Genomic DNA, 246 nt, shown 5'->3' on the forward strand with positions numbered 1-246 from the left:
GGGGAACCCACTCAGCATAAGCTGAGTATCTTGTACTGAATACATAGGTGCAAGAGGCGAACCATGGGAACTGAAACATCTAAGTACCCTGAGTAAAAGAAATCAACCGAGATTCCCTTAGTAGTGGCGAGCGAACGGGGACTAGCCCTTAAGTGGCTTTGAGATTAGCGTAACGCTCTGGAAAGTGCGGCCATAGTGGGTGATAGCCCTGTACGCGAAAATCTCTTAGTCATGAAATCGAGTAGG

At 48.0% G+C, this 246-nt stretch carries 1 rRNA gene; it reads left to right on the forward strand.

Features of this window, described 5'->3' with window-relative positions:
- Positions 1 to 246 (forward strand): 23S ribosomal RNA (locus M2D63_RS25970); the annotation flags it as partial.

It is taken from the genome of Pseudomonas sp. BJa5 (assembly GCF_030272875.2).
Lineage (GTDB): Bacteria > Pseudomonadota > Gammaproteobacteria > Pseudomonadales > Pseudomonadaceae > Aquipseudomonas.